The 25,788-nt window shown below is 41.3% G+C and carries 29 protein-coding genes and 1 pseudogene; 14 read left to right on the top strand and 16 right to left on the bottom strand.

Features of this window, described 5'->3' with window-relative positions; genetic code table 11:
• The first annotated feature begins 191 nt into the window (after nt 1–191).
• Nucleotides 192–512: a GIY-YIG nuclease family protein gene (locus L0B70_RS05080; RefSeq protein ID WP_235143210.1), complete on the top strand. Its 321-nt coding sequence runs from the start codon at nt 192–194 to the stop codon at nt 510–512.
• A 150-nt stretch (nt 513–662) separates the two neighbouring features.
• Here the strand turns inward: L0B70_RS05080 and L0B70_RS05075 are convergent, their stop codons facing one another.
• The 3 genes from L0B70_RS05075 to L0B70_RS05065 all read right to left on the bottom strand — a co-directional run bounded on the left by L0B70_RS05075 (nt 663) and on the right by L0B70_RS05065 (nt 3,408).
• On the bottom strand, nt 663–2,039 hold the full coding sequence (locus tag L0B70_RS05075) for a tryptophanase (protein WP_235143209.1): 1,377 nt from the start codon (nt 2,037–2,039) through the stop codon (nt 663–665).
• Nucleotides 2,040–2,133: 94 nt separating this feature from the next.
• Nucleotides 2,134–2,772 carry a DUF502 domain-containing protein gene (locus L0B70_RS05070; RefSeq protein ID WP_235143208.1) on the bottom strand — a complete coding sequence of 213 codons (639 nt, stop codon included), beginning with the start codon at nt 2,770–2,772 and terminating at the stop codon, nt 2,134–2,136.
• Nucleotides 2,773–2,829: 57 nt separating this feature from the next.
• Nucleotides 2,830–3,408: a tRNA-(ms[2]io[6]A)-hydroxylase gene (locus tag L0B70_RS05065; RefSeq protein ID WP_235143207.1), complete on the bottom strand. Its 579-nt coding sequence runs from the start codon at nt 3,406–3,408 to the stop codon at nt 2,830–2,832.
• A 144-nt stretch (nt 3,409–3,552) separates the two neighbouring features.
• On the opposite strand from L0B70_RS05065, the gene L0B70_RS05060 reads away from it, so the two are divergent.
• The gene (locus L0B70_RS05060) at nt 3,553–3,792 is read left to right on the top strand and encodes a hypothetical protein (protein WP_235143206.1); all 240 of its coding nucleotides are present in this window, start codon (nt 3,553–3,555) and stop codon (nt 3,790–3,792) included.
• 35 nt (nt 3,793–3,827) lie between these two features.
• On the opposite strand, the pseudogene L0B70_RS05055 reads toward L0B70_RS05060, so the two are convergent.
• Nucleotides 3,828–4,921, bottom strand: a pseudogene (locus tag L0B70_RS05055) (acyltransferase family protein).
• 143 nt (nt 4,922–5,064) lie between these two features.
• On the opposite strand from L0B70_RS05055, the gene L0B70_RS05050 reads away from it, so the two are divergent.
• From L0B70_RS05050 to L0B70_RS05035, 4 genes are all read left to right on the top strand, one after another.
• Entirely contained in the window at nt 5,065–5,595 is a 531-nt protein-coding gene (locus tag L0B70_RS05050; protein WP_235143205.1) for a DUF421 domain-containing protein, read from the top strand.
• A 121-nt stretch (nt 5,596–5,716) separates the two neighbouring features.
• Nucleotides 5,717–6,142, top strand: a complete 426-nt coding sequence (gene rplU, locus L0B70_RS05045; protein WP_235143204.1) for a 50S ribosomal protein L21 — start codon at nt 5,717–5,719, stop codon at nt 6,140–6,142.
• Nucleotides 6,143–6,168: 26 nt separating this feature from the next.
• Nucleotides 6,169–6,426, top strand: a complete 258-nt coding sequence (gene rpmA / locus L0B70_RS05040) for a 50S ribosomal protein L27 (RefSeq protein ID WP_235143203.1) — start codon at nt 6,169–6,171, stop codon at nt 6,424–6,426.
• Nucleotides 6,427–6,664: 238 nt separating this feature from the next.
• Nucleotides 6,665–8,236: a M20/M25/M40 family metallo-hydrolase gene (locus L0B70_RS05035; protein WP_235143202.1), complete on the top strand. Its 1,572-nt coding sequence runs from the start codon at nt 6,665–6,667 to the stop codon at nt 8,234–8,236.
• 354 nt (nt 8,237–8,590) lie between these two features.
• On the opposite strand, the gene thiL is transcribed toward L0B70_RS05035, so the two are convergent.
• Both thiL and L0B70_RS05025 read right to left on the bottom strand, forming a co-directional pair.
• On the bottom strand, nt 8,591–9,643 hold the full coding sequence (thiL, locus tag L0B70_RS05030) for a thiamine-phosphate kinase (RefSeq protein ID WP_235143201.1): 1,053 nt from the start codon (nt 9,641–9,643) through the stop codon (nt 8,591–8,593).
• 45 nt (nt 9,644–9,688) lie between these two features.
• Entirely contained in the window at nt 9,689–10,228 is a 540-nt protein-coding gene (locus L0B70_RS05025; RefSeq protein ID WP_235143200.1) for a thioesterase family protein, read from the bottom strand.
• A 276-nt stretch (nt 10,229–10,504) separates the two neighbouring features.
• Between L0B70_RS05025 and L0B70_RS05020 the strand changes: the two genes are divergently transcribed.
• Together L0B70_RS05020 and L0B70_RS05015 are read left to right on the top strand one after the other, a co-directional pair.
• Complete coding sequence (locus L0B70_RS05020; protein ID WP_235143199.1) at nt 10,505–11,713, top strand: NAD(P)/FAD-dependent oxidoreductase; 1,209 nt, start codon at nt 10,505–10,507, stop codon at nt 11,711–11,713.
• A 69-nt stretch (nt 11,714–11,782) separates the two neighbouring features.
• A complete protein-coding gene (locus L0B70_RS05015; protein ID WP_235143198.1) occupies nt 11,783–12,106 on the top strand; it encodes a bacteriophage spanin2 family protein in 324 nt (107 codons plus the stop codon).
• A 126-nt stretch (nt 12,107–12,232) separates the two neighbouring features.
• On the opposite strand, the gene L0B70_RS05010 is transcribed toward L0B70_RS05015, so the two are convergent.
• The 5 genes from L0B70_RS05010 to rsfS form a co-directional block, all read right to left on the bottom strand.
• Nucleotides 12,233–12,886 (bottom strand): phosphatidylserine decarboxylase family protein, encoded by a 654-nt coding sequence (locus tag L0B70_RS05010; RefSeq protein WP_235143197.1) that lies wholly within the window; start codon nt 12,884–12,886, stop codon nt 12,233–12,235.
• A gap of 7 nt (nt 12,887–12,893) precedes the next feature.
• Nucleotides 12,894–13,769: a phosphatidate cytidylyltransferase gene (locus L0B70_RS05005; RefSeq protein WP_235143196.1), complete on the bottom strand. Its 876-nt coding sequence runs from the start codon at nt 13,767–13,769 to the stop codon at nt 12,894–12,896.
• A gap of 54 nt (nt 13,770–13,823) precedes the next feature.
• A complete protein-coding gene (locus L0B70_RS05000; protein ID WP_235143195.1) occupies nt 13,824–14,405 on the bottom strand; it encodes an LUD domain-containing protein in 582 nt (193 codons plus the stop codon).
• A gap of 118 nt (nt 14,406–14,523) precedes the next feature.
• The gene (gene ftsH / locus L0B70_RS04995; RefSeq protein WP_235143194.1) at nt 14,524–16,521 is read right to left on the bottom strand and encodes an ATP-dependent zinc metalloprotease FtsH; all 1,998 of its coding nucleotides are present in this window, start codon (nt 16,519–16,521) and stop codon (nt 14,524–14,526) included.
• Nucleotides 16,522–16,570: 49 nt separating this feature from the next.
• On the bottom strand, nt 16,571–16,939 hold the full coding sequence (gene rsfS / locus L0B70_RS04990) for a ribosome silencing factor (RefSeq protein WP_235143193.1): 369 nt from the start codon (nt 16,937–16,939) through the stop codon (nt 16,571–16,573).
• A gap of 87 nt (nt 16,940–17,026) precedes the next feature.
• Here rsfS and L0B70_RS04985 point away from each other — a divergent pair, with 87 nt between their 5' ends.
• Both L0B70_RS04985 and L0B70_RS04980 read left to right on the top strand, forming a co-directional pair.
• Nucleotides 17,027–17,416 (top strand): biotin--[acetyl-CoA-carboxylase] ligase, encoded by a 390-nt coding sequence (locus L0B70_RS04985; protein WP_235143192.1) that lies wholly within the window; start codon nt 17,027–17,029, stop codon nt 17,414–17,416.
• 2 nt (nt 17,417–17,418) lie between these two features.
• Nucleotides 17,419–17,742, top strand: coding sequence for a hypothetical protein (locus L0B70_RS04980; protein WP_235143191.1), 324 nt, complete (start codon nt 17,419–17,421; stop codon nt 17,740–17,742).
• Here the strand turns inward: L0B70_RS04980 and L0B70_RS04975 are convergent.
• The 4 genes from L0B70_RS04975 to L0B70_RS04960 are packed head-to-tail and all read right to left on the bottom strand — an operon-like array spanning nt 17,736 to nt 21,061.
• Nucleotides 17,736–18,830 carry an LptF/LptG family permease gene (locus L0B70_RS04975; RefSeq protein WP_235143190.1) on the bottom strand — a complete coding sequence of 365 codons (1,095 nt, stop codon included), beginning with the start codon at nt 18,828–18,830 and terminating at the stop codon, nt 17,736–17,738. The two genes, L0B70_RS04980 and L0B70_RS04975, sit on opposite strands and share 7 nt — an antisense overlap.
• A 15-nt stretch (nt 18,831–18,845) precedes the next feature.
• Nucleotides 18,846–19,982, bottom strand: coding sequence for a tRNA guanosine(34) transglycosylase Tgt (gene tgt / locus L0B70_RS04970; protein WP_235143189.1), 1,137 nt, complete (start codon nt 19,980–19,982; stop codon nt 18,846–18,848).
• A gap of 36 nt (nt 19,983–20,018) precedes the next feature.
• Nucleotides 20,019–20,348 carry a DUF4296 domain-containing protein gene (locus L0B70_RS04965; RefSeq protein ID WP_235143188.1) on the bottom strand — a complete coding sequence of 110 codons (330 nt, stop codon included), beginning with the start codon at nt 20,346–20,348 and terminating at the stop codon, nt 20,019–20,021.
• Complete coding sequence (locus L0B70_RS04960) at nt 20,345–21,061, bottom strand: polyprenol monophosphomannose synthase (protein WP_235143187.1); 717 nt, start codon at nt 21,059–21,061, stop codon at nt 20,345–20,347. The genes L0B70_RS04965 and L0B70_RS04960 overlap by 4 nt, the downstream gene beginning before the upstream one ends.
• Nucleotides 21,062–21,172: 111 nt before the next feature.
• Between L0B70_RS04960 and L0B70_RS04955 the strand changes: the two genes are divergently transcribed.
• From L0B70_RS04955 to L0B70_RS04940, 4 genes are all read left to right on the top strand, one after another.
• Nucleotides 21,173–21,814 (top strand): DUF4271 domain-containing protein, encoded by a 642-nt coding sequence (locus L0B70_RS04955; protein WP_235143186.1) that lies wholly within the window; start codon nt 21,173–21,175, stop codon nt 21,812–21,814.
• 9 nt (nt 21,815–21,823) lie between these two features.
• Nucleotides 21,824–22,564 (top strand): uroporphyrinogen-III synthase, encoded by a 741-nt coding sequence (locus tag L0B70_RS04950; RefSeq protein WP_235143554.1) that lies wholly within the window; start codon nt 21,824–21,826, stop codon nt 22,562–22,564.
• 128 nt (nt 22,565–22,692) lie between these two features.
• Complete coding sequence (locus L0B70_RS04945; protein ID WP_235143185.1) at nt 22,693–24,747, top strand: S9 family peptidase; 2,055 nt, start codon at nt 22,693–22,695, stop codon at nt 24,745–24,747.
• Entirely contained in the window at nt 24,737–25,087 is a 351-nt protein-coding gene (locus L0B70_RS04940; protein WP_235143184.1) for a hypothetical protein, read from the top strand. The genes L0B70_RS04945 and L0B70_RS04940 overlap by 11 nt, the downstream gene beginning before the upstream one ends.
• A gap of 15 nt (nt 25,088–25,102) precedes the next feature.
• On the opposite strand, the gene L0B70_RS04935 is transcribed toward L0B70_RS04940, so the two are convergent.
• Entirely contained in the window at nt 25,103–25,606 is a 504-nt protein-coding gene (locus L0B70_RS04935; RefSeq protein WP_235143183.1) for an SRPBCC domain-containing protein, read from the bottom strand.
• Nucleotides 25,607–25,788 lie beyond the last annotated feature (182 nt).

The following is a 25,788-nucleotide window of genomic DNA, read 5'->3' as shown; positions in this document are numbered from 1 at the left end:
TCGGCAAGCGTCATTGCGAGCGAAACGCAGTGGAGCGAAGCAATCCCAAGGTTCTAGGATGACGCTTGAATTATGGGATTGCTTCGTCGCTCCTTTTGGTCGCTCCTCGCAATGACGCTTTGAATTATGGGGTTGCTTCGTCGCTCCCTTCGGTCGCTCCTCGCAAGGACGCTTTTTAAATGTAATAAGGTATGAAACCCGGATTTATCTACATTCTCGCGAATAAAAACAACACCACACTTTATATTGGTGTGACCTCCGACCTTCCCAGAAGAATTCTTGAGCACAAGCAGAAAAAATACAAGAAGAGTTTTTCTGCGATGTATAATCTTGAAAAACTAGTTTATTGGGAAGCATTTCAGGAAATTGGTGACGCTATTGTAAGAGAAAAACAGTTAAAGGCGGGTTCGCGCCAGAAAAAGTTAGATCTTATCAACAATTTCAATCCCCAATGGCGAGATTTGTATGATGAGGTCTGCGCTGAATTCACATTTGATAATGGTTTTCCTTGATTTGCGGCTTGTCCTTGCGAGCGAAACGCAGTGTAGCGAAGCAATCCCGAGGTTCTAGGATGACGCTTTGAATTATGGGATTGCTTCGTCGCTCCCTTTGGTCGCGCCTCGCAAGGACGTAAAGCATAAGACAGCCGCGGTTACCGCAATTTAAGCTTCTTCCAGCTTCACCGTAAAATGCCTTAAAATCTCAGATTCCCAAACAATATTGTACCCTTTTTTTATTTCTGCTTTCCGGTCGAAAACATTTTTAATGGCCACGGCAATATAATCCATGTGATTGTTCGTATAAGTTCGGCGTGGAATCGCCAGACGGACGAGTTCGAGTTTTGGATACCGGTTTTCGCGCGTCGCAGGATCGCGGTCGGCCAGCAAAGTCCCGATTTCGACGGTTCGGATTCCGGCTTCGAGATAAATTTCGTTCGCTAAAGTCTGCGCCGGATATTCTTCGCGTGGAATATTTGGTAGAAATTCCAGAGCATCAATAAAAACAGCGTGCCCGCCAATGGGTTTCTGCACGGGAATTCCGAACTCAATGAGTTTGTTTCCGAGATATTCTACCTGAGAAATACGGCTTTCCAAATAAGCGAATTCTGTGGCTTCGTTCAGACCAACGGCCAAAGCATTCATGTCTCTGCCCGCCATTCCGCCGTAGGTGATGAAACCCTCGTAAATAATGGTGAAATTGGAAGCTTCGCGGAAAATATTTTCGTCATTCAAAGCGATAAATCCACCGATGTTGACCAGACCGTCTTTTTTTGAACTCATCGTCATGCCGACACCATAAGAAAAAACTTCTTTCGCGATTTCTTTGATGGTTCGGTTTTCCTGCCGTTTCTCCCGCATTTTGATGAAGTATGCGTTCTCCGCAAATCGTGCGGAATCAAAATAAATCGGAATGCCGTAACGGTCGGAAAGCTCTTTTACGGCTCTGATGTTTTCTAAGGAAACGGGCTGCCCGCCGGAAGAATTGCACGTAATCGTGATTAAACAAAAGGGGATTTTTTCTTTGGGGTGACTTTTATAAACGTTTTCTAATTTTTCTAAATCGATATTTCCTTTGAAGGGATGAAGATCATCCACATCAAACGCTTCATCGATCGTACAGTCCAAAGCGTGGGCTTTTCGGATCTCGATGTGGCCTTTTGTCGTGTCGAAATGGGAGTTTCCGGGAATGACGTCGCCATCTTTCACCAAAACAGAAAACAGAACATTTTCCGCCGCACGACCCTGATGCGTTGGTAAAAGATATTTGTACCCGGTAATTTGCTGTACCGTTTTGTGCAGGGATTCGAAACTTCTGGATCCCGCATAACTTTCATCGCCCGTCATCAAAGCGCCCCATTGCTGGTCGCTCATGGCGCCCGTTCCGGAATCCGTTAAAAGATCAATAAAAACCTGTGAGGATTTTAAATTAAATAAATTAAAGTTGGCCTCTTTCAGCCAGGCGGCTCGTTCTTCGGACGTGGACTGACGAATTTCTTCGATCATTTTGATTCTGTAAGGCTCTGCGTAAGGTAATTTCATGCGTAATAAATAATTGTTAATGAGTAATTAAAAGTCCATACATAAGCGATAAGTAAAATTTTACCTATCGCTTATTACTAATTATCCATTAAAATTATTCGGGTGCTTTGAAGACGTTATCATCTGAATGAAATCCCGCCACACCGCCGCTGACGGCAAATTTCATGGCCTGCGCGGCGCTTACATTTTCCAGAACGACAATATTCGTCGCCAAAACAAAAACAACCCAACCCGAAACGGCGTAGGAATGCGGCAGATAAACCGACACGTAATTCGGAAAACCCACGGAGGACAAATCGCTCTGCGTTAAAAAGCCGATGCGCCAGATGGCGGGATTTTCGGTGGTTTTAATAAGAACCGGTTGGTTAAATTTCTTTTTATCGCCTACAAAAGACGTCATGACATCTTTTAAAGACGTATAAATGAATTTGATACCGGGCGTATGTTCCAGAAGATAATCGAAACTGTCGACCACAACCCGGCCGATGATAAATTTATTCCCCAAATATCCGATGAGCGTGGTGCTTAAAATCACGATGATAAAAGTAATTCCGGGATACATTCGTTCCGAAACGGACGGAATAATATTATCAATGCTCGATACGATGTACCAGATAATCCAGATCGTAATGGCAAACGGCCCGATAATAAGCAAACCTTGGAAAAAGGATTTTACCAATGTATTTACGAGCTGCTCGTGCGTTCGTTTTTGAATGAGGGGAGGTTCTTGCATACAGTTAAAGGAGGACTTTGTAAAAATAGGAAATTTCAGAACGATGTGCAGAAAAAATTAACCGTGAATGGATTCTTTTCTACCGTAAGACTTTATAATTTCCGCTTCGTAGTCCAGCCATTCTTCCCAGCGTTTGTTCACGGTTTCGGGATCTCCCAGTTGGCGCGCAAAACCAATGAAAGTGGCGTAATGGCCCGCTTCGGAAATCATGAGCTCTTTGTAAAAAGCTTTCAGCTCTTTATCTTTAATGTTTTCCGTTAAAACTTTGAAGCGTTCGCAGCTTCGGGCCTCGATCATCGCGGCAAATAGCATGCGGTCGATAATATAATTCTCGCGTGTTCCCTGCACGATGAATTTAAAAAGCTGCCCTACATAATCGTCCTTTCTTTCTCTGCCGAACGTGTAGCCGCGTTTTTTAATGATTTCGTGTACCATTTGGAAATGCTCGAGTTCTTCCTGGGCAATTTTCAGCAACTCGGTGATGATTTCGGGATATTCGGGAACCATCGTAATAATGGTAATGGCATTGGTAGTAGCTTTTTGCTCGCACCAGGCGTGATCGGTCAGGATTTCTTCCAGATTTCCTTCGGCGATATTGGCCCATCTCGGATCCGTTAAAAGTTTCAATTTAAACATTTTCGTCTTTTTATCTTCGGCAAATTTAAAGAATATTAAGATGAAAAGACGCTATGATGCATCGTAAAGTAACTTGCTAAATGATAAATTACGACTATCGTGGCATAAAACTTGAAGAATAGCAAACACATTAAAAAATATATTATGAACACTACATTATTAACAAGAAAATTAGAGCGTTTTGGAATTTTGATTCTCACCTTCTTTTTCAGCGCTTTAGCCTTTGCACAAGAAACAACACCAAGCGTTGATGTTACAACCACATCGTCCAAGACCACCACTACCGAGCAATGGTTTACAAACCCAATTTACTGGGTAATTGGAGCATTAATTTTTATTGTGATCATCGCAATTGTTGCCAGAGGTAACGGTAGAAAAGATTAATCACTTGTTATACTTAGGTATAAATTAAAATCGTCTCAAATAATTGAGGCGGTTTTTTTTCGCAAAAACTCTAAGATCTTCCAACCGAATGTGTCGAGTTTTTTTAGCCCGACGGCGAGCAGAACCGCCAGCAGCACATTCAAAAGATAAATAAATATGAGCAGAATCCACCACGCAAACTCACCGTTCAGCTGAACTACCACGAAATAAACAAGAGACGAACTCATTCCCTGCGCAAAATAAAAGAAGATCGCATTTTGCCCGATGTAGGTAACGAAATTCGGTTTGCTCATTTTCACGCGGTTATACAAAACCATCAACGTTAGCAAAGAAAAGCTGGTCCAGAAAACATATAGCAGTTTCGGCGGAAATTTAAACTTGTTCATCCGCATAAAAAGGTCTTTCCCGAAATCCCAATAGAGAAAGATTAAAATGACGCCTAAGATTCCATAGAGAAATGGCAGCCACTTTGCTGGAATTTTTTTCCTTTCAGTTGGTGCGCAACCAGGAATACGCCCAGATAAAACGCAACATAGCCCACTTGGCCGGTCGGATAATAGTGAGGCAGCAGATTGAAAAGCAGTGTTAACCCAAGACACAGGGCAATAAACCAGTTGATGTGTTTTGAAAAAAATCTCAGCACCAAAACGCCGAAAACCGTCAGTATAAAATAAACTTTCAAATACCAAAAACTTCCCATCACCACAGGGAACGTATCTGCGTTCGTGTATTGATGGAGATACCAGTTGCCCAGATTTTGCCACTGCGGCACATCGGAAATACTTTGTGGAACGTATTTGGCTCCAAATGTGGAGTAAAAATTTTTCATCCAGTCCAAACCGAAGAAATTCAAACCAAAAACCTTGAAGGAATAATCCAGAAAGAAAAGAAAGGTCACGAAAATCATATAGGTGATCTGGAGTTTCAGCAATCGGTAGAGGGTTTTCTCGACTTTGCTGCCGGAAGTGAGGCCGCTGAGCGCATAAAAAAGCGGAACATCGATCAACAAAGACAAAACGCGCAGTTCCGTGGGAACATAATATTGTCCGGACCAAAAAACGGTGTGAATAAAAATTACGGAAAGCGTGGCGATGCCCTTTGCAAAGTCGATGTATAAATCTCTGTTCATAAACGGTGGGAAAAATCAAATTTAATTAAAAAATAGCTGCAATAAGACTTTTGATTTTCGAAAGGGCGATAATAAAGATTAATGTTTATTTTTAGCGGTGTTTTGGAATAACTTTACGACTGAATTTATTTAAAAATTATTTTATGGAATATACTTTTTTTGAGAGCTGGGACGGAATTCTGCGCATTACGGTGACGACTATTTTGGCGTACATCGTGGTGATTATTATGCTGCGGATTTCGGGGAAACGAACTTTGGCAAAAATGAACGCCTTCGATTTTATCGTGACCATTGCGCTGGGATCTATTCTGAGCTCGCTGATTTTAAGCAAAGACACGCCGCTCGCCGAAGGATTGCTGGCTATTGCCTTATTAATTGCGTTGCAATATTGCTTTACGTACATCTCTTTGCGCAGTAAAAAATTTAAAGATCTCATCAGCAACGATCCTGTTTTGCTATTTTACAAAGGGCACTTTTTCAAAAAAGTTTTGCGCGAAGAACGGGTTTCGCAGCAACACATCAACAAATCCGTGCGCGAAGCCGGTTTCCCCAATCTTGATAAAATAGAAGCCATTGTTCTGGAGCCGACGGGAGATATTACGGTGATCAGCAAAAACGAAAATGGACAAGGCGCCAGAGCATTGAGCGGCATCGAAAATTTTCCGCGGGACTAAAGCGAAATGATTTCTTAGCAATCGTTAAAGTATTCATTCTACTTATTTTTAATAATTTGTGTATAATTCAGAATAATTTCTTATTTTTGCACCTCGAATTAACTAACAAAATTTATAAACAATGTTTGCAATTGTAGAAATAGCAGGGCTTCAATATAAAGTTGAGCAAGACCAGAAGTTGTTTGTAAACCGTTTGAAAGGAGATAAAGGAGGAAAAGTTTCCTTCGATAAAGTTCTTCTTACTGTAAACGGTTCTACATCCATCGGCGCCCCAGCTGTAAGCGGTATCACTGTTGATGCCGAGATTTTAGATCACGTGAAAGCGGATAAAGTAATCATCTTCAAAAAGAAAAGAAGAAAAGGTTACGAAAAGAAAAATGGCCACAGACAGTCTTTAACTCAGATTCAAATCACCGGTATTACAGGTTTTGAGAAGAAAGAGACCAAAAACGCGGAGCCAAAAGCGAAAAAAGAAGCAGCAGCAACGGAAGAAGCTCCTGCAGCTAAGAAAACAACAAACAAATCCGACAGCGAAACCGCTGAATAATTTAAACCAAAAAACCTTAAAATAAAATGGCACATAAGAAAGGAGTTGGTAGTTCCAAAAATGGTAGAGAATCGCATTCCAAGAGATTGGGCGTAAAGATTTTCGGAGGACAAGAAGCTATCGCAGGTAACATCATCGTAAGACAAAGAGGTACAACGCATCACCCAGGCTTAAATGTTGGGATGGGAAAAGACCACACTTTGCATGCACTTGTTGATGGTAAAGTAGTTTTTAGAAAAAAAGCAAACGACAGATCATACGTATCTATCGAGCCAAATGCATAATTAAAAAAGCATTCAGAACAATATAAAATCCCATTTCTTTGAGTGGGATTTTTTTGGGCGGACAATTCGCGCTATCCGCTCATACTCCTCAGTCGGCGGCTCCACTGCGTTCCGCCGCCTCCTTGCGGGGTAACCGCTGCTATCGCGGCCGCAGACTGCGCTTTTCAACCAAGTCTGGCTTTTCTATTTCTTCAGATTCACATAATTAAGTATCTTTATGCGAAACTTAGTAAAAAATATGAAGAAGAACCTTTTCTTATCGATGTCTGCGCTGCTCCTGTCCGCGCAAATTTCCCTTACAACTGCACAGACAACAGGTGCAGAAACCCTCAATCCTGTCGTGCAAAACTTTGTTAACGAAACCCAAAACAATTCGCAACTCGAAACGATGGCGCACGAACTTTTGGATAAAATCGGGCCGCGCCTTATTGGCACGCCGGAAATGCTTGCCTCCAACAAATGGACCGCCGAAAAAATGAAATCCTGGGGTGTAGACGCAGATCTGCAGCAGTTCGGCACGTGGAAAGGCTGGCAACGCGGCATTACGCACGTCGATATGGTTTATCCGAGAGTGAAAACCTTAGTCGCAACCCAATTGGCCTGGAGCCCGGCTACCAAAAGGCCCATCGAAGCCGAAGTGGTAATCCTTCCCAATGTTTCATCCAAGACAGATTTCGATCGCTGGCTTGCCACGGCAAAAGGCAAAATTGTCTTAATGGCGCAGTATCAAAAAATCGGTCGTTCCGATGAGCAGATCAAAGAGTTTGCAACACCCGAATTATATGAAAAATTAAAAGCCGAAAAAGACCAGGCTTCAAAAGATTTCCGCGAGTATGTGAAGAACATTGGTTACGATAACAACACGTTACCCGAAGCTTTAGAAAATGCCGGCGCCGCCGGAATCGCCATTTCCAACTGGACCGGAATCATGGGTGCAAACCGTATTTTTGGCGCGAAAACCCAAAAAATTCCAATGTTCGATATAGAACTCGAAGACTATGGAATGCTTTACAGAATGGCACAAAATGGCGAAAAACCAAAACTGAAAATCGAGACACAGTCCAAAGTTTTGCCCGACGCACCTTCATTCAATACCATTGGAATGATCAAAGGCAAAGAAAAACCGAATGAATACGTGATTCTTTCTGCACATCTCGATTCCTGGGACGGCGCACAGGGAGCAACCGATAACGGAACAGGCGTTCTAACCATGTTGGAAACCATCCGTATCCTGAAAAAATACTATCCGAACAACAAAAGAACAATTGTAGTTGGACTTTGGGGCAGCGAAGAGCAGGGCTTGAACGGATCCCGCGGTTTTGTTGCAGACAATCCCGAAATAATGAAGGGCGTTCAGGCGGTTTTCAATCAGGATAATGGAACCGGACGCGTAGTTGATATCAGCGGACAGGGCTTCGTAGATTCATACAAATATATCGGCAACTGGCTGAATGCCGTGCCGAAAAATATTAAAGATCAAATTAAATCTACCTTCCCCGGAAGTCCGGGTGGTGGCGGTTCCGATCACGCTTCTTTTGTGGCGGCGGGCGTTCCGGGATTTTCTTTGAGTTCCCTGAACTGGGGATATTTCGGATACACCTGGCATACGACGAAAGATACTTATGATAAGATCGTTTTTGATGAGGTTAAAAATAACGTCATTCTCACCGCGACTTTGGCTTACATGGCTTCCGAAGATCCGGAATTTACAAGCCGGGAAAAAAGAGCAATGCCCTTAAATGAAAAAGGAGAACCTGCCAAATGGCCGGAGCAGAGAGAACCGCGAAGAAGCAGCAAAGATTATAAATAGAATCTATTATACGACTGGGAAAGTAAATTCCCAGAAGAGCAGATTTAATATCAATAGAGCTGGCTAAAGCCCGCTTTTTGCGTTCGCGATGATTTGGCTTTAGCAAAAATATTTAACAGCAGGTATTTCCATCAAAAAAGCGGCTCCAAATAGAAGCCGCTTATAGTATATCAATTGCAATCGGATAGATTATTTTCAAATTCTTCAGGATTTACCATAATTATAAACTCCTCTGAATGAATTCTGTATCAAACCGGATAGTCGTGCATTCGTGGCAATAAGTTAAAAAATTATCTGCACTTTTAAATAGTATGTATTCACGTTGAAAACTAATATAACTTTGTGGCCGAAAATCTACTTATTCAAAAACGCATCCCAACCCTGCGCATTCAACGGAATCAGTTCGTTGCTTCCTCTTGCGATTAGATAATTTCCCTGCGTTAAATCTACGGCATGACCAACAATTGTAAAATCCGGGTGATTTTTTATTTTTTCAAAATCTTCCGGCGCAATCGTGAAAAGCAGTTCGTAATCCTCGCCGCCGCTCAAAGCACACATCACGGGATTTAAATTCAATTCTTCCGCCGTGGAAATTGTTAGCGAATCCATCGGAATTTTTTGCTCATACAAATGAAAACCCACTTTGCTTTGATCACTCAAATGCAGAATTTCCGAAGATAAACCATCAGAAACATCAATCATCGACGTAGGTTTGATGTCCAGATCCTTCAATGTTTTTTTGATATCTGTTCTTGCTTCAGGTTTCAGCTGTCGTTCCAGAATATAATCGTAACCTTCCATTTCCGGCTGCATTTGCGGGTTCGCCAAATAAACGGAATGTTCCCGCTCCAAAATCTGTAATCCCATGTACGCGCCGCCCAAATCGCCGGTGACGACCAGGAGATCATTTGCTTTCGCACCGCTTCGTTTCACGATGTTTTCCGCATTTTCCAAACCAACTGCGGTAACGCTTAGTACCAAACCGGAAGTAGAACTTGTAGTATCGCCCCCCACCAAATCGACTTTGTACCGTTTGCAGGCCAATGCGATGCCTTCGTAAATTTCCTCCAGAGCTTCCACCGGAAAACGGTTAGAAACTGCCAAACCCACGATAATCTGCGTGGGCGTCGCGTTCATCGCCGCAATATCGCTAAGGTTTACCACAACGGCTTTATAACCCAAATGTTTCAGCGGTACATAACCCAGATTAAAATGAACCCCTTCCGCCAAAATATCCGTGGTAAAAACCACGTGCTGACCTTCGGGATTAATCATTGCCGCGTCATCGCCAATGGAGATTTCCGTAGAAGTATTTTCAAAACTAAAGTTATCGGTTAAATGTTTGATCAGACCAAATTCGCCATAGGCTGAAATAGGCGTCATCTGTGGGTTTTTATCTTCAAGCATAATTTTTAATTTTTTTAAGGTCGAAAATTGTTTCTGAACGTCAGCTTATTCCTGCGTTTTCTCCGGACTGTCTTTTTTCCACGTAAACGTATTTCGTTTATGAAAAGCCTCCACATTTTCCGGTTTAAATGGCAGGTCTTTCAGGTCCTGTCTCGTCAGGATTTTCATGTCTTGTTTTCCAAATTCTTTCATCACCTCCAAAATATCATCCGGTGGCGTGGTAGATTTCCGTAGCATCGTGTCGATCCAAACTCCTGTGGCTTCCGCCGTGGCGCAGTGCGTGCCGTCTGGCATATAAAATTTGTGCACGAACTGATAAATACTCGCGTCTTCCGACATTCCGGCGATTTCTGCGGTCACATATACCGTTTCATCCGGTAAAATTTCTCGAAAAAAAGAATACCGCTCATGCAAAATTACAGGTCCGATTCCCCAGCGGTTCAGCTCTTTCAAGCCCATTTTGTGCGTATTCATAAAAGCCATGCGCGTTTGCGCACAATATTCCACGTAAGACGAATTCGCCAGGTGTTTGTTCGCATCGATATCGCTCCAGCGAACTTCGAATTTATAGTGATAGTCAGACATATTTTAAGGTAATTTTTTTGGGCGCCTTCATCCAGCTTCCACTCCCGCTTTTTTGCTCCTCGTTCCTCGTCACAAAAAGAGCTCCGTTCAAGCTGGGGCGCGGTTTCCGCCTCAATCAAAGCATTATTAATAATTTACAAAATTACGCATTAAACATGGGTTAGAAAAATCGTATTTTTGCAGCAACCACAAAGTCAAAAATGTTAGGCGTTTTATAAATCGCCCGTTGCGAAAATTTCGTAAAAACTTAATGGCTTTGCGTGAAACTTTATCCCATTGAAAAAGAAAAAAATTCTCATCATCGGCGGCGGTGCAGCCGGATTTTTCTGTGCAGCTAACCTCGACGAAAATAAATTCTACGTCATCATCCTGGAGCAAAATTCCGATGTTTTGCAGAAAGTGAAGATCTCCGGCGGCGGCAGATGCAATGTTTCGCATGCGTGCTTCGATCCGAAAGAACTCGTTCAGTTTTATCCGCGCGGCAACAAAGAATTGCTGAGTGTTTTCCATCAGTTTCAGTCGGGCGATACCATGGCGTGGTTCGAGGAGCGAAATGTCCCCTTAAAAATCGAAAACGATAACCGTATTTTTCCCGAAAGCAATTCCTCCCAAACCATTATCGATGCGATGGTGAGCGAAGTAAAAAGCAAAGGCTTTGAGGTGAGAACGCAATCCGTAGTTTCAGAAATCATAAAAGATAACGGCGGATATATCATCAAAACTTCCAACGGAGAATTTAGCGCAGATTACGTTGTTTATGCCACGGGAAGTTCTCCCAGATCTTTAAAACTCCTCAAAAATTTAGGACATCAAATTGTAGAAGCCGTGCCCTCGCTTTTTACCTTCAATATTAAAAACGACACGCTGAAAGATTTAATGGGAACAAGTTTCGCTTATGCCGAGGTTTCCATTCCGCAACTAAAAATGGACGAATCCGGACCCATGTTGATTACGCACTGGGGACTTTCGGGACCCGCAATCCTGAAAATTTCAGCCTGGAAAGCGCGCGAACTGGCCGCTTTAAAATACAACTTCGATATTCATGTCAATTTTCTCGGCATTGATGCCGAAGATGCCGAAGAAATCTTCAAAACCTTCCGACAGCAAAATCCAAAGAAATCCATCGGAACTTCAAAGATATTTGATATTACGACGCGCTTTTGGCACCGCATTTTGTGGCTTTCAAAAATAGATCCGGATAAAAACATCTCCACGGTTTCCTCCAAAGAACTCCAGAGCATTCTGCAGAATCTCTGCAAAAATGTGATGAAAGTCGCGGGCAAATCAACTTATAAAGACGAGTTCGTCACCGCCGGCGGCGTAGAATTAAAAGAGATCAACTTCAAAAATATGTCGTCTAAAATTTTAGATAATTTTTACCTCGCGGGCGAAGTTTTAAATATTGATGCGGTAACCGGCGGTTTTAACTTTCAGGCGTGCTGGAGCGAAGGCTGGATTATTGCGCAGGATCTGAATTCGAAATAAAAGCAATCGTCCTGCAAAATTATAAAGTGAGTATTTATTTTATTACATTTGAGAAAATATATTCAAACAATGAAAAAGTTCTTTTCGATCTTCATTTTGCTTTTAATATTAAGTGCAACCTCCTGCCAAACGCGTGTGGTGAGCCAACAAAAACCCATACAGGCCAATTCGCTGGAGTTATATGAAAAATATACCATCATCACCAATGATGCGAAAGGGTATAAACTTGAGGTTTTGAAACAGGATGATGGAAAAATTTACGGCAAAACAAAACAGGGTGAAGATGTTGTTATTAATAAAAGCGAAGTTCGGGAAATTAAAAAATTAGATTTGCTGTCCAGCGTTGGTATCGGTTTGGCGGCGCTTGCAGCCGTTATTTTTGTCCCTATATAATTTTTTTACAATCGATTTTTGAGGAATTAACGTTAAGGTTGATTCCTTTTTTTTGCTTTAAGACAGTCTTCAAAAAAAGCCAAAACAACTGCTCCGGCTTACCATATTTAATTTCTAAAAAGCTTTCTATTCTTTCATTTTTGCGATCACATCGATTCCACCTTTCGTTTTGTCACCTATTTTACAGATGATTTCTGTATCAAGCGGCAGAAAAACATCCATACGGGAGCCGAATTTAATGAAACCAAATTCGTGGCCGGCCTGCGCGGTGTCGCCTTCATTGCATTTAAAAACAATTCGTCGTGCAACATAACCCGCAATTTGGCGGAATAATACAGTGTGATTGGTCAAACTTTCAACGGCAACAGTTGTTCTTTCGTTTTCTGTGGAGGATTTTTCGTGCCACGCGACCAGGTATTTGCCGGGGTGATATTTTTTATAAACTACTTTCCCCGAAACGGGAAAACGACAAATGTGCACATTTAAAGGCGACATAAAAATAGAGATCTGAATAACTTTTTCCTGTAAAAGTTCGCTTTCGAAAATTTCTTTAATCATGACTACTTTTCCGTCCACAGGCGCAATCACATTTTCGGTGTGGTCCTGAATGTCGCGGTTCGGAACGCGGAAAAACCAAAATACAAGACCATAAATCACCAGAAGCGGAATGATGACCAGAAGGGAATTGTCTTTCAGGAAATAGATGGAAAGGACCGCAACCAAGGCGAAAACAACCGTGGCAACAAGGATGGTTCCTTTGGACTCTTTATGTAATTTCATGCGTGATCTAAATAAATTTTTCTAAAATAAAGTACAAATATACGACAGGAGCACAGATAATAAAGCTATCCAGGCGATCTAAAATTCCACCGTGGCCTGGAATAACATTTCCCGAATCTTTTACACCAAACGTTCTCTTCAACTGGCTTTCGACAAGATCGCCCAGCGGTCCGAATACGGCAACCAAAAGGCCGACGATCATCCAGTTTCCGCGAAGATCAGGATTGTATTCTTCAATAAAAAAAGCCAGAACTAAAGTTAATATTACACCGCCGGCGAAACCTTCCCAGGTTTTCTTCGGCGAAATTTTTGGGGCCATCTTGTGTTTCCCAAAAAATTTTCCTGTGAAGTAAGCGAAACTGTCGCTGCTCCAAATTAAAATGAAAAGGAAAAAGACTTCTAACGTAAAGGTATTGTCTACTGCGGAAAATTTCGGAAGTCCCAAGGTGAAGCCAAACGGAAGAGCCGTGTAGATAACGGTAAAAATAAGTTTGCCGTTGTCGAAGTATAATTCTTTTGAAAATCTGAACAGCGTTACCACCGCAATAGCGATAAGCGAAAGCGCCAGAATTTCGGATAAATTAAAATCGAAATAAAAACCATGCTGAAAAAATCTTTTGGAAAAACGGTAAAACACCAAAACAATCAAGGGAAAAACAAGCCATTTTTCCCAGCTTTTCGGATCAAATTTCATCATCCTCATGCATTCCCAGGCACCCATAAAAAGAAAAAAGGTAATGAGTCCGTAAAATAAATTCTCCTGAGAAAGAAGATTTGGCGAAACTTTATCGAGGAGGTGCGACCCAATTGGCGTGGTACAAAAAATAACAACAAAACCATATAGCAATCCGCCGAAAATTCGCTGCACTAAGTTTTTATCCAAGGTTTGATGATTAATAGTTAAAAAGATTTGCTTTAAAATGCTAATTTAAAGAATTTAGTCTTCGAGCAAAAGTAAGAAAAGTTTGGTATTGTCTTTATTCGGCGTATCGAGTTTGGAATTGCTTCCGCTGATCGACGTTAGATTACGGATGTTCCCGTTGCGTTTAATTTTGCCCATCGCATCGTTCAGATTATTTACAATCTGCGACACATTTGCCATGATGATGATTTTTTGGGGAAGACGCGACGAATGGTAGTGTTGAATATTATTGTAAGACAACATAATACGCCCGTCATAAGCGATGAGATATTCGCACGTAATAAAAGCACAGTCGTTAAAAAGTTCCAGTTCCTTTGTATACGGAACATTTACCACATCTAAAAAGTTCTTTAAGTCTGCATCCCAGCAGAACACAGATTTTATGTCTTCAATCTTTAAAATGTGACTTAAGGTTTGAAGTGCTTCCGCCTCGTCTGCACAATAGTTAAAAAAGCCGCCGGAATGGGTAAAAAGCTGTGCAAACTTGTAATCGAGGTCTGCATTTTTCAGTTGATCGCCAAGTTTGATCAAATCCTGACCATCGTCCTCTTCAGGTTGATTTAATATTTTTCCGACAATTTTTTTAAAAAGACTCAATTTCGATGGATTATGCGATTGTTATTACAAAAATAGAAAATATTTGCCGATATACTGTAAATAACAAAAAAAATCCTGATAAGTTATTTTTCAGATAAAATATCAGGATTTATTTTTTTTAAAGTTGGGTGCCAGAGTCCGGTGCAATGATCACGGGCTCTTCTTCCGGCGTTTCACCTTTGTGCGTATTGGAGACGGGATGTTCCGTAAGTTCCGGATCCCAGGCTCTTTCGCCAAAAATCTCTTCGAGATCTTCGCGGAAAATAACCTCTTTTTCCAATAATTTCGCAGCCAGTGCGTCGAGTTTATCTTTATTTTCTGTCAAAATACGCAGCGCTCTTTCGTACTGCGTTTCAATAATCTTCGAAATTTCTTCGTCGATCATTTTAGCCGTCTGCTCAGAGTAAGGTTTTCCGAAGCTGTACTCGGATTGTCCGGTGCTGTCGTAATAAGAAACATTTCCTACTTTATCATTGAGTCCGTAAATCGTAACCATGGCCTGGGCCTGCTTCGTCACTCTTTCAAGATCGGAAAGTGCTCCTGTGGAAATATTTCCGAAAATGGTTTGTTCTGCAGCCCGTCCGCCCAAAGTTGCGCAGAGTTCATCATACATTTGTTCTGTCGTCGTCAATTGTCTTTCTTCCGGTAGGTACCAGGCGGCACCTAAAGAGCGTCCTCTTGGAACGATGGTTACCTTCAAAAGGGGCGCAGCATGTTCTACCAACCAGGAAATGGTCGCGTGACCCGCTTCGTGGTAAGCTACTCTTCTTTTTTCTGAGGGTTTAATGGCTCTGTTTTTCTTTTCGAGTCCACCGATAATCCGGTCGACAGCATCCAGGAAATCCTGTTTCGTTACTGCCTCGTGGGAGTTTCTTGCGGCAATAAGTGCGGCCTCATTACAAAGGTTTGCGATATCTGCTCCACTAAAGCCGGGTGTTTGTTTCGCGAGAAATTCGCGGTCGATATTTGGTTCCAGTTTAATTTTTGCCAAATGCACATCGAAAATTTCTCTTCTTTCATGCAGTTCGGGTAAGTCTACATAGATGGAACGGTCAAATCGTCCGGCTCGCATTAAAGCCTTATCTAAAATGTCGGCTCTGTTGGTTGCTGCCATGATGATGACGTTCGTGTCGGTTCCAAACCCATCCATTTCTGTTAAAAGCTGGTTGAGGGTGTTTTCGCGCTCATCGTTTCCGCCGGTCATATTGCCCTTTCCCCGGGCCCGACCAATAGCATCAATTTCATCGATAAAAATAATGGCAGGTGATTTTAATTTTGCCTGCGCAAATAAATCCCGAACTCTGGAAGCTCCTACACCGACAAACATTTCTACGAAATCTGAACCGGAGAGGGAGAAGAAAGGTACTTTTGCTTCACCGGCAACGGCTTTTGCCAGAAGTGTTTTTCCCGTTCCCGGAGGACCGACCAATAGAACACCTTTCGGAATTTTACCGCCCAGTTTTGTATATTTTTCGGAATTCTTTAAGAAATCTACCACTTCCTGAACTTCCTCTTTTGCGCCTTCCAAACCGGCAACATCTTTAAAGGAAACCTGTACTTTATCTTTTTCGTCGAAGAGTTTGGCTTTGGATTTACCGATGGAGAAGATTTGGCCACCGCCGCCACCGCCACCGCCACCCATCATTTTGCGGAAAATCACAAAATAAAACAGCGCCATAATCGCGATCCAGAACAAAGCGGTGAAAAGTAACTCGGTCATTGGGTTTTTACCGATGCCGTAATCTTTTTTCGTTGTAATCGCCGGATTGTCCTGTTTTATTTTATCAAATTTTTCGAGAAACAACTGCAAATCGCCGAAGCTTAAATTATAGTCCGGTTTCTCTGCAAAATCGAAGGCATCAAAGGGACCTTTTTCTTTTGCTTTCTGTTTGCTGGCCAGTTCCGTTTTTGCGGCTTTTGTGAGGAAAACATCTGCCTTTTCGGTGTCTTTATAAACCATTACATCTTCCACCTTGCCTTGTTGCATTAAGGCGTAGAAGGCATCTTCGTCAATCGTATTCGACTCCGAATTGCTGTTCATGTTTGAGAAGAAAAAGAGTAGAATGGCACCTATCGCGATAGGAAAAAACCAGTTAAATCCTTTATTATTGTTCATATTTTTTATGTAAGAATTTTTGGCGAAAACCTGCTTTCGTCAAATATCATTAATTTAAATTTTCGATCTTGGTGATTTTTGCATCGCCCCAAAGTTCCTCGATTTCGTAATATTCGCGGGTCTCTCTCTGGAAAACGTGCACGACAACAGAAACGTAATCGAGAAGAATCCACAAGGCGTTTTCATTTCCTTCTACGTGCCACGGGCGGTCTTGAAGGTCGTTTCGTACCTTTTTTTCGATGTTTCCTGCGATGGCAGAAACCTGAGTGTTGCTGTTTCCGCTGCAGATAACGAATGTTTCTGCGACTGAGTTTTCAATTTTTGATAAGTCAAAAATTAGGATTTCCTCTCCTTTTGTATCTTGCATTGCTTCTACTATTTTGTCGATCAGTAGTTGCTTGTCATCTGTTTTATTCATTAAAAATTTTGTATAATCTGCAAATTTATCGTTTTTTTATTTAATTAGTCTGAAATTTACCCCTTCTAACTCTTAAAGTTTTCTTAAATGGTCACAATTATCTATCTGAAAAAATGCGAATCAACCAATGACGCAATACTGCCATTTTTATCACAACATTCAGATGAGATAATGTCCGTTTACACTTTTAACCAAACAAAAGGAAAAGGACAATACGGCAATTCCTGGGAATCTGCAGAAAGCATGAATGTTGCATTATCTCTGGCGATGGGTTCAGACCATTTTAAATTACCCGATCATTTGCTCAATTTTCATACCGCCGTATTATTGGGAGATTTCCTTGCCAAAATGACAAAAATACCGATAGAAATAAAATGGCCGAACGACATCATTATTAAAAACAAGAAAGTAGCGGGACTGCTTGTGGAGAAAAAAATATCCACGGAAATACGTATTTTATTATTGGCATTGGACTGAATGTGTTGCAGCAGAATTTTGATGATCTGCCTAAGGCAGGTTCCTTATTAACGCAAGCCGGATTAGAATGTAATTTAGAAGACCTTACGCTCGCCCTCCACGAATTTTTATGCATGAATCTTCCAAGAGCGATAAAGGAAGAATGTTTATTGGACAAACTTAATCAACAACTTTTTCGCAAAGAGGTGGTTTCCGTTTTCGAGATGAAAGGTTTAAGACAAAATGGCATTATAAAAGAAGTCGATTCCGAGGGATTTCTGTGGGTAGATCTTGAAAACGACGGATTACAGAAGTTTTTTCATAAAGAAATAGAACTGCTTTACTGATTGGCTCTTTTAAAATAAAGGAAAAGCGCCACAGGTCCGAAAAAAAGGTTTGGAAGCCACATGGCTAAAAGGGGACTCAGCGTTTTATTAGCGGAAACTACTTTTAGAACTTCAAAAGAAAATACAAAAACGAAAGCCAGGGCAATTCCGATGGCGAGATTGATGCCCAAACCACCGCGTTTTTTTTGGGAGGATAAAGACAGCGCCAAAAATGTAAGAATAATTACAGAAACCGGCATCGATGTTCGTTGATGCAGTTCATTCAGGTAATTATTAAGGTTGGCATTCCCTTTTTCCCTTTCTCTGTCGATGAATTTGATGAGTTCCGGCGTGGTTTTATTTTGTCCCAGCAAAACATCGGGGAACAGTTCTTCCGGCGGATGTCCAAAACTTTTGGTCATCGAGTTGCCGTTGCCTAGTTTTTCGGTATCATTTTTATTGATGGTTTTCTCCAGGTAATTACTGAGGACGAAATGTTTTTTGTCTTTTTCCCAGAAAAATTCGGTGGCGTTCAACTGATAAATTAGCTTTCTTTTCGCGTCGAATTTCTGGTAGATAAAGCCGGAGCCGCGTTTTTCTTTCTTGTTGTAACTTTTGATAAAAATGTATTCGCTCTTCGAAAGTTGGGTAGAAACTTCCGCGTTGCCCGTAATTTCTTCCCGGTTTACAGCGTTGTAGGTATAAGGTTCGAGCTCGTTTTTCTTCGTATTTGAAATCGGTAAAACATAATGATTTAACAAAAGTGCCAGAACCGCAATTAAGCCCGAGGTTATTAAGTAAGGCCGTGCAAAACGGTGAAAACTGGCGCCGGAGCTGATGATCGCCACAATTTCTGTATTGTTTGCAATTCGGGATGTAAAGAAGATTACCGATATAAAAACCAGAATGGACATGAATGTGATGACCAAATTAATAATCCAAAAGGGATAGAAATTGATTAGAAATTCCGTCACCGTAAATCCGTTCGATTCAATTCGGGGTGCTTTCGCCTGAACGTCGATCACCAGAATAATAATGGTGAGCAGCCCCAGCATAAACCCGAAAGTTCCGAGGTATTTTTTGATGATGTATATATCGAGAATCTTCATGTATTCTATAAATAACTACAGTCTTTGCTTTAAAACAGGTACAACGGAATCTTTCCATTCGTAAAAATCGCCCGCCAGTATATGTTCGCGCGCTACTTTAACCAAATCCAGATAAAAGGCAAGATTGTGGATGGAGGCAATTTGTTTCGCTAAATATTCTTTTGCAACAAATAAATGACGGACATACGCTTTGGAATATTCCGCATCTACATAACTTGTCCCAAACTCGTCTAAAGGCGAAAAATCGCTTTCCCACTTCTTGTTTTTCATGTTCATTATACCATTCCATGTAAAAAGCATGGCGTTTCTTGCGTTTCTTGTAGGCATTACACAATCCATCATATCAATGCCGAGGCCTATGGTTTCCAAAATATTCCACGGCGTGCCGACGCCCATGAGGTAGCGGGGCTTTTCCCGCGGTAAAATATCGGTAACGATATCGGTGATGCGGTACATTTCTTCTTCAGGTTCTCCGACGGAAAGTCCGCCAATGGCATTACCGACCTGATCGCTTTCGGCAATTTTTTCTGCAGAAATTTTTCGCAGATCCGCATAAGTAGAACCCTGCACAATGGGAAAAAAGTGTTGTTTATGGCCATAAATTTCACCGTTTTTTTCATTCCAGTCCGTACATCTTTTCAGCCAGCGGTGCGTCATGTGCATTGATTTTTTGGCTAAATTATATTCGCAGGGATACGGCGTACATTCATCAAAAGCCATAAAAATATCGGCGCCGATCTGCCGCTGAATTTCCATGGAAATTTCGGGAGAAATAAAATGGGTGCTGCCGTCGATATGCGATTTAAATTTTACGCCGTCTTCATTCAGTTTGCGCGATTTCGACAGAGAAAAAACCTGATAGCCGCCCGAATCTGTGAGGATGGGCAAATCCCAGTTCATAAATTTGTGCAATCCGCCTGCCGCCTGCATGATGTCCATTTTTGGTCGAAGATTAAGATGATACGTATTTCCCAAAATAATCTGAGCTTTAATATCGTCTTTTAATTCTCTTTGATGAACCGTCTTTACAGAAGCCACTGTTCCCACCGGCATAAAAATCGGGGTTTGAATGGGTCCGTGATCGGTGGTAATGGTTCCGGCTCTGGCTTTTCCGGTGGTAGTTTGGTTTATTTCAAAAAATGGAGGCATCATATTATCGGGCAAAGGAGGGTACGTTTTGGTTGTCTTTTAATTTTTTTCTATATAATCCCGTGCTGCAGGATCTTTTTGCAGAATGATTTCCTGCGCATTGTTCAGTATCTGTTCCAAATCTCCGGTCGCCATGTAAAATTTATAACTTTCTACAAAGTCTTCGGATTTAATGTTCATTTTTTTTAAAGCCATCCGCGTGGCATTCTCCATATCGGTCCCAGGAATGTAGGTGCTGATCTGATCGTTGGTGGCGAATTCTGCAACAATTTGCGACATCTTATCTTTTTCAATTAAATTTTTCGGTGGATCAATAATTTCTGAACAGCTTATTAAAAATGAAAAAATAATTAAAGTGAACTTTTTCATAATTTTCCAAGGAGGGATTTCCATTTTAAATTTAAGACGCCGAAAACGGCTTCGTGAATAATTCCGCCGTTCATTTTGCTTTCTCCCAGTTCGCGGTTCGTGAAGATGATCGGAACTTCCACAACCTTAAATCCTTTTTTTATGGCCCGAAATTTCATTTCGATCTGGAAACCGTATCCTTTAAGTTTGATGTCATTCAAATCAATGGTTTCTAAAACTTTTCTGCTGAAACAGACAAATCCCGCCGTGGTATCGTGAATGGCGATTCCTAAAATAGTGCGCACGTATTTCGACGCAAAATAGGAGAGTAATACCCGCCCCATCGGCCAGTTAACCACGTTCACTCCTTTCGAATAGCGCGAGCCAATGCTCATGTCTGCATTTTGGCAGGCTTTATAGAGTTTATTAAGGTCTTTCGGGTTGTGCGAAAAATCCGCGTCCATCTCGAAGATGTAATCGTAATTATTTTGCAAAGCCCAGGCAAAACCATGCAGATATGCTTTTCCTAGACCGTCTTTTACTTTTCGAATGCTCAAATGAAGATAATTGGGGTGCAACATCTGGAGTCTTTTTACGATTTCCGAAGTTCCGTCCGGTGAAGAATCATCTACCACGAGAATATGAAAATCCTCCTCCAGCGCAAAAACAGCGGAAATAATGCTTTCGACATTTTCTTTTTCGTTGTAGGTCGGGATAATGACCAGTTTCTTCATCGTATCAATTAATTCGCAAAGATAAACTTTTCCCGCTTTATTGTCCGCCCGAAATAGGGTGGTACACTTTCATTATTTTTAATATGCTTACTTTTGCAAAAAGTTTAAAAATTGGTCAGAATTGCGCAGCAAAACGATTGGGTGGTTTTCATTATTATCGGCTGTATTTTCCTTTACATTTTTATGTTCCGCTCCCTGCAGCGGGACGCTACTGTAAAAGAATTTCTGTTGCAGCAGTTTCCGGATGCCACTAATAATTTTTTGAGCTGGCTTATTATCAGTTTTGTTTTTTCGCTTCTTTTCGCCACTTTTCTCTCTCAATTTATTCCTACCGTACCAAAGGCGGTGAGCGATCTCCACTTTTTTGGATTTGAACTCAATAGGTTCGGCTTCACTTTCTTTTCGGTTTTGGCTTTTTATTTTGTTAGAAACCTGTTCACCTACATTTTTTTTGCCGGCACCGGCACCATAAAAAAATGGCAGATCTTTTATTTTACGGCCGCGAAATTTTACTTTTTTATCTCGATGCTTCTTATCATTTTGTGCGTGGCGGCTTATTTTTATGATTTGGATCATCACCGGCTTCTTCCCTTTTATTTTTGGGGAATTCTGTTTATTCTCTTCTTTAAATTATTGTATTATTTCTTCCATCCAAACGGCATTATGCCGGAAAAGTGGTATTATAAATTTTTGTATATTTGCACCCTTCAAATTGTACCTATATTGGTGCTTTGGAAGATATTGTTCTTTTAAATTTTAATGATGAAAATAAAGTCTATATTGGTTTCACAACCAGCTCCGAACGAATCTTCTCCGTATTTGGAAATGGCGAAGAAGGAAAAAATAAAAATCGATTTCAGGCCCTTTATTCACGTAGAAGGCGTTGATGCAAAGGAGCTTAGAGCACAGAAGATCGATCTGGCACAGTTTACCGGAATTATCTTTACCAGCAAAAATGCGGTAGATCATTATTTCCGCCTGGCAGAAGAGATGCGTTTTACGGTGCCCGATTCCATGCGGTACATTTGCCAGTCGGAAGCGATTGCAAACTACCTTCAAAAGCACATCATTTACCGCAAGCGAAAAATCTCTTTTGGCGAAAAAACCTTTAGCGATTTGTTGCCGCTTTTCAAGAAATTCCCCTCAGAAAAATATCTGTTGCCGGCAGCCGATATTTTAAGTTCAGACGTGCAGAAAGTTTTGGAAACCGCGCCCATCGACTGGACACGTGCAACCATGTACAAAACGGTCTCCAGTGATTTGAGCGATATCAACGTGCTGGAATACGATATGTTGGTCTTCTTCAGTCCGCAGGGAATTAAATCCCTAAGCAGAAATTTCGAAAACTTTCAGCAGGACGGTACTAAGATCGCGGTTTTTGGTACCGCTACAGAACAGGCGGCAGTAGAAGCCGGATTGCGTGTAGACGTGATGGCGCCCAGCAAAGAAAGCCCGTCCATGACCATGGCAATTGAAAAATACATAAGAAATCTGGAAAAATAATTCCGTTTCGAACTTTTTTTAAAACCGTCTTTTTCCTGGATAAAGATGGTTTTACTTTTTAATAATTCTAAATTTACAGGATTTTTCTCTGAAAAGGAGGCAAATTCTGCTTTAAATTACTCCCAAAAATGAACGCTCCGAAAGCAAAAAAAATACCGAATATTCTCGAATTTCACGGCGATAAAAGAACCGACAACTATTTCTGGATGAACGAAAGAGAAAATCCCGCCGTCACCCAATATCTGGAAGAAGAAAACGCCTACTGCAACTTTGTAATGAAAGATACGGAGAATTTTCAGCAGGATCTTTTCGACGAAATGAAAGCCCGCTACAAGGAAGATGATGAAAGTTTACCCTACTTTTTCAACCAGTACTGGTATATCGTGCGGCATGAAATCGGAAAAGAATATCCTATTTTCAGCCGGAAATATAAAAATTTAGAAAACGAAGAAGAAATTTTACTCGATGTTAATATCCTGGCCGAAAACCAGGAGTTTTTGGAGATAGGTAGTGTTGCCGTGTCGCCCAATAATAAGTTGATGAGCTACTCTTCCGATAATATTGGACGAAGAATTTATACCATACACTTTAAAAACCTGGAGACGGGAGAAATTCTTCAGGACCAAATACCTTTTACGACCGGAAAAGCAGTTTGGGCAAATGATAATGACCACGTTTTTTACATTCGAAAAGATGAGAGCCTGCGTGCCTTTCAGGTTTATATGCATCAGTTGGGCACAGATTCATCTCAGGATGTTCTGGTTTTTCATGAACAAGATGAAACTTTTGATGTGAATGTTTTCAAAACAAAATCTTTAGAATACATTTTCATCGCGAGCTCCAGCACGATTTCGGACGAGCACCGTTTTATCCCGGCAGATAATGTTTTGGCGGAATGGAAAATCATTCAACCCCGGATTGATGATCTGGAATATGCCGTAGAACATTATAAAGACGAATTTTACATCATCACCAACGCGGACGAAGCAACAAATTTCAAAATTGTAAAAACCAAAGTTTCCGCGCCGGGCATGGAAAACTGGGTAGAAGTTATTCCGCACCGCGAAGAAACTTTGCTCGAAGGTTTTGAAATCTTTAATAATTTTTTGGTTCTGGAAGAAAGAACCGAGGGTTTGCTTCAGATTAAAATTATAGACCACGAAGCTAATACGTCGCATTATCTGGAGTTTTCAGATCCCACTTACACTGCGTATATTGGGTTGAATTTAGAGTTCAATACCCAAAAACTGCGTTATGGGTATACTTCTTTAACGAAACCGAGTTCGACTTTGGAGTACGATATGAAGGAAAAAACCATCACCGTTCTAAAAGAGCAGGAGGTTTTGGGCGGTAAATTTATCCAGGAGAATTATATTTCCGAAAGAATCTGGGCACCTTCGCGGGACGGGAAAAATAGCGTTCCAATTTCGCTCGTTTACCATAAAGACACGCCGCGATCTGCGGACACGCCATTGCTTTTATATGGATACGGAAGTTACGGACACACCGTTGATGCCAGTTTTTCGAATGTGCGGCTTTCCATCTTAGACCGAGGTTTTGTTTACGCCATCGCCCACATTCGCGGCGGCGAATATTTGGGGAGAGATTGGTATGAAGACGGAAAAATGCTTCAAAAGAAAAACACCTTCTTTGATTTTATAGATGCGGCAAAACATTTGATTTCCGAAAATTACACCTCCGGAAAGCATCTGTATGCGATGGGCGGCAGTGCCGGTGGTCTATTAGTGGGCGCAGTTGTAAATATGGCGCCGGAACTTTTCAACGGAATCGTGGCACAGGTTCCTTTCGTAGATGTGGTGACCACGATGCTCGACGAAACAATTCCGTTAACAACGGGGGAATTTGACGAATGGGGAAATCCGAAGGAGGAAGAATTTTATGATTATATGAAATCCTATTCGCCGTACGACAACATCGAGGCGAAAAACTATCCTAATATATTGATCACCACAGGGTTGCACGATTCTCAGGTTCAATACTGGGAACCCGCAAAATGGACGGCGAAACTTCGGGAACTGAAAACCGATACCAATCTTTTGCTGTTTAAGACAGATATGACGTCCGGCCACGGCGGCGCGAGCGGACGGTTCGAATCTTTAAAAGAAGATTCTTTGGAATATGCATTTTTAATGAAATTAGAAAACAAAATTCATGGAAAATAAAACAGACAATGAACTTTGGGCAGAAGTTGAGGCCTTTTTCGTCGCTAACTTTGATACCGAAAAGCATCCGCAGATCGACACCCTTTTATTTTTAATCGGCGTGCAGGAACTCGGCAGCGGCAAGCAGAAATATACGAAAGACGACAAGGTGAATATTCTGCACATCGCGGTGTGCCGCCTTTTGGAACCCTTTGGTTATTATAAATTTTCGCATTATGACGACGACGGTTACCCGCATTTCGAAGAAGTGGAAAAGCTGCCGGAACTAAAACCGAATGAGCAGCAGATTCTGATGAAGAAGGCGATCATTCAGTATTTTATTGATGAAGAATTGCTATAGCATAAAAAAGACCGGTTAGAAAACCGGTCTTTTTTTATTTAAAATTTCTTCCAGCTGGTTTAAACCCCTTTTAAAACCGCCTTCAAAGCCCATTTCGAGCATTTTAGTCATTTCCTCCAGAGAGTGGTAATGCAGATTAACGGTGAGTTTTGTGCCTTCCTGCACGCCCGTAAAACCGATTAACCAATTTTCCGCAGGCATAGCCGTCTTTTCATTTCCGCTTTCATCGGTAAACGTGCATCGCTGGGAAATGCTACGGTGAAAAGTAATATCATTGAAAGTAACTTTGGAATAATGTCTTTCATTCTCCGGACCAACCATGGCATAGCGCCAGAAACCCTGTGGCTGAAAATCCATTTCTAACGTTTCGCACTTCCAGGGTTTGGGTGCCCACCACTGGTCGAGAAGATCGGCTTCGGTGAAATGCTTCCAAACTTCTTCTACCTCCGCATCGAAGGTTTTCATGACGAAGATTGTGGCAGCTTTATCGTCGATATTAAATGTTATTGTGGTTTCCATTTTCAGATTTTTATCAAATTTAAATATAATTGCCGACACACCAATTTAAAACACGCTGAAAACAAGAGATTTAATGTTAATCTGTTAAAAAAAAGTTTTTTAAGACTGTATACACAATATTTATGCGTTAAAATTGTTTTCATAGTGTTAAAATGAGTAATTTTAACAATTCAAATTCAAAT

It is taken from the genome of Kaistella sp. 97-N-M2, assembly GCF_021513235.1.
Classification (GTDB): Bacteria; Bacteroidota; Bacteroidia; order Flavobacteriales; family Weeksellaceae; genus Kaistella.
Note: the sequence above shows the minus strand (reverse complement) of the source record. Positions and strands in the feature narration are given on the sequence as shown.